Raw genomic sequence first — 2,828 nt, 5'->3', positions numbered from 1 at the left:
GTGTCCACCAGAACGGGAACGGTCCACCCCATCTATCGCTGCCAGGTCTTCAGTCACGTCAGACAGGTAGACCTCGTCGGGTGTGCCCTCCATGAGCAGATGGGTGGCGTCGCGCAGGATGCTCCAGCTTGCCCATACAAGCACGAAGCCGAACGCCAAACCGAGCAGCGGATCGATCAGCAAGAACCCGGTGAACTTGATCACTAGTGCGGTGACGATGATGAGCAGGCTGCCGACGAAGGTCTGGATGATGTGCCACAACGCGCCACGAACGTTCATGTCGCTGCGGCTTTGTTTCCAGATCAGGCTCAGGGCGACGATTTCGGTAAGCAAGCCTCCCGCGGCTGCCCACAGCATGGGCGTCGTGGGCAGGTCAACCGGATCATTCATGCGCATGGCAGCCATCACGATCACCACCATCGCCATGATTAGCAGGAAACCGCCATTGACCAGCGCGCCTACGATCTCGGCGCGGTACCAGCCAAAGCTGCGATTCTCGTCTGCGGGGCGGCGGGCGAGTCGAGCAGCGAAGATGGCGACTAGGACACCACCGACCGCCGAGAAGGTGTGAAAAGCGTCCGAGATCACCGCAACCGAGCCGGTCCACAGCCCGATCGCCAACTCGATGACGAAGTAGATTCCCGTCAGCCAGGCCGAGATAGCCATGCCCCACCCACGAGCCTGCACCTGCCCGTGTCCACCATGCCCATGTGCCATGGGGGTCTCCTTTTTGCACTCGGAATCCGGTTCTCGTGTCAGCTGCACACTGTGCATCGGTCTCGCGGCGCCCACAGCTTCTCTCGGGAATCTTGATCAGACCTTCATCGAACCCCGACCGAACCAATGGGGTAGGGGCGGCACAATCGTCCGGTGTGACTGTGCAGGCAAGAGTGGTGCTGATGCTGTGATGACGACGGATGTGTTCGGCAAGGGTGCGCAGCCCGGTAGCTGGGGCAGACGGGCAAGATGCCAACTGGCCGCAGTGGTGGTGAGTTCGCTTGTACTTACTGGCTGCGCTAGCGGCACTGATGCCGTCGCTTCAGGTGAGACGTTCGATTTTGTCAGCCCGGGCGGCCAGATTGAGATCTTCTATGATCCGCCGGCGGACCGCCAGAAGATCGCTCCGATGTCTGGCCCGGAAGTAGTAGATCCGGAGGCCACTGTGGCGGTCGCAGACTTTCCTGGCGAGGTGGTGCTGATCAACCTGTGGGGTCAGTGGTGTGCGCCCTGCCGGACGGAAACCGACGACCTGCAGCGACTGCAGGACAAGTACCAGGCGCAAGGCTTCACCAATCTCGGCGTCAACTTGCGGGACCCGAATCGGCAAAAGCCTGTCGACTTCATCGAGGACAACGGGGTCACCTATCCCTCAATTTGGGACCCGTCGCAGGCCGCGGTGGCGGCGCTACATGGTTTCCCCACCTCGGTGGTGCCAGCGACACTGATTCTCGACAAACAGCACCGAGTCGCTGCGGTGTATCTAGCAGAGGTCACCGACACCCAGTTGGAGCCGGTCATCGAGAGACTGCTGGCCGAGCCTGCTGAAAGCGACGCTGCATGAACACGGTGCTGATTGCGCAATCTATTGGCCAGACGTTCCAACAAACTGCTGCCTCCGGACCTCTGCTGCTCGCGTTGGGAGCATGTGTCCTCGCTGGACTCGTCTCGTTCGCCTCGCCGTGCGTAGTCCCGCTCGTGCCCGGGTATCTGGCATATATGGCCAGCATCGTGGGTGCAGAGCGCCCGGCGGTGACTGTGCAGGCCGCCGAGCAACGCCGCGCCGAAGCCAGCTCGCTCACTCTTGAACAGCAGCGTCAGCGGGTGTCATCGCGACGACGAGTCGTCCTCGCCGCGGTGCTATTCGTTGCTGGATTCACGGTGGTCTTCGTACTGCTGTCGGCGATGGTGCTGGGCACCGTGCAATACCTCGCCCCCCGGCAAGAATTGCTGCAACGGCTCGGCGGTGTGGTGACCATCTTGATGGGACTGGTGTTCATCGGGGCCATACCCGCCCTCCAGAGGGACACTCGAATGCAGCCGAAAGCACTTTCCACCTGGGCGGGCGCGCCGCTACTTGGCGCCGTCTTCGCCCTGGGATGGACGCCGTGTCTCGGACCGACTCTGGCAGCGGCGTTGTCAGTTGCCGCCGGAACCGGACTCGACGCCGCACGCGGAGTACTGCTCATCGTGGCGTACTGCCTGGGGCTCGGACTGCCTTTCATTGTGGTGGCCTTCGGTTCGACGAGAGCCATCCGCACAGTGGGCTGGCTGCAACGACACACGCGAACGATTCAGATCGTCGGCGGCATCATGCTCATCGTCGTCGGAATCTTGCTGCTCAGCGGCATTTGGACGCAGTTCGTGTACTGGCTCCGCGACTTCGCCGTCTCCGACACCACTCTGCCGATCTGACAGTGCTCCGATGGCTGACCTGCCGCGTTGATTTCGGACAGCGGAGTTGATGGTTTCTCTACGCTGCCGTTGCCGGCTGGAGGTCAGCGTAGTGCACCTCGTTCGGGCGCTTGTAGCCGAGCGCTGAATGGCGCCGTCGGGTGTTGTAGAACCCCTCGATGTAGCTGATGACGTCGCGCCTGGCCTGCCGCTTCGTGGCGTAGACGGTGCGGTGGACGCGTTCGTTCTTGAGCGCGGAGAAGAACGACTCTGCCATCGCGTTGTCCCAGCACACGCCCGTTCTGCCCATCGACGACCGCATCCCCAGGTCCTTGACCAGCTTGCGGTAGTCGCCCGAGGTGTAGACGCTGCCGCGGTCGGAATGGAAGATCGCCCGCGGTTCGATCACCGTCGTCGCGGCGGCGTTCTTCAAAGCG

The 2,828-nt window shown here is 62.3% G+C and carries 4 protein-coding genes; 2 read left to right on the top strand and 2 right to left on the bottom strand.

The window, feature by feature from the left end; all coding sequences use genetic code 11:
* The coding region (locus G6021_RS16275; RefSeq protein WP_241736630.1) for a cation diffusion facilitator family transporter at positions 1 to 666 on the bottom strand (666 nt) is incomplete at its 3' end.
* 241 nt (positions 667 to 907) lie between these two features.
* Here G6021_RS16275 and G6021_RS16270 point away from each other — a divergent pair.
* Positions 908 to 1,561, top strand: a complete 654-nt coding sequence (locus G6021_RS16270) for a TlpA disulfide reductase family protein (RefSeq protein ID WP_235027362.1) — start codon at positions 908 to 910, stop codon at positions 1,559 to 1,561.
* Positions 1,558 to 2,412 carry a cytochrome c biogenesis CcdA family protein gene (locus tag G6021_RS16265; protein ID WP_107746580.1) on the top strand — a complete coding sequence of 285 codons (855 nt, stop codon included), beginning with the start codon at positions 1,558 to 1,560 and terminating at the stop codon, positions 2,410 to 2,412. The genes G6021_RS16270 and G6021_RS16265 overlap by 4 nt, the downstream gene beginning before the upstream one ends.
* A gap of 58 nt (positions 2,413 to 2,470) precedes the next feature.
* Here G6021_RS16265 and G6021_RS16260 read toward each other — a convergent pair.
* The coding region (locus tag G6021_RS16260) for an integrase core domain-containing protein (RefSeq protein WP_182641741.1) at positions 2,471 to 2,828 on the bottom strand (358 nt) is incomplete at its 5' end.

It is taken from the genome of Dietzia sp. CW19, from assembly GCF_014145265.1.
In the GTDB taxonomy this organism is placed as follows: domain Bacteria; phylum Actinomycetota; class Actinomycetes; order Mycobacteriales; family Mycobacteriaceae; genus Dietzia; species Dietzia natronolimnaea.
The sequence above is the reverse complement of the archived record's forward strand: the minus strand, read 5'-3'. Positions and strand labels throughout refer to the sequence as shown.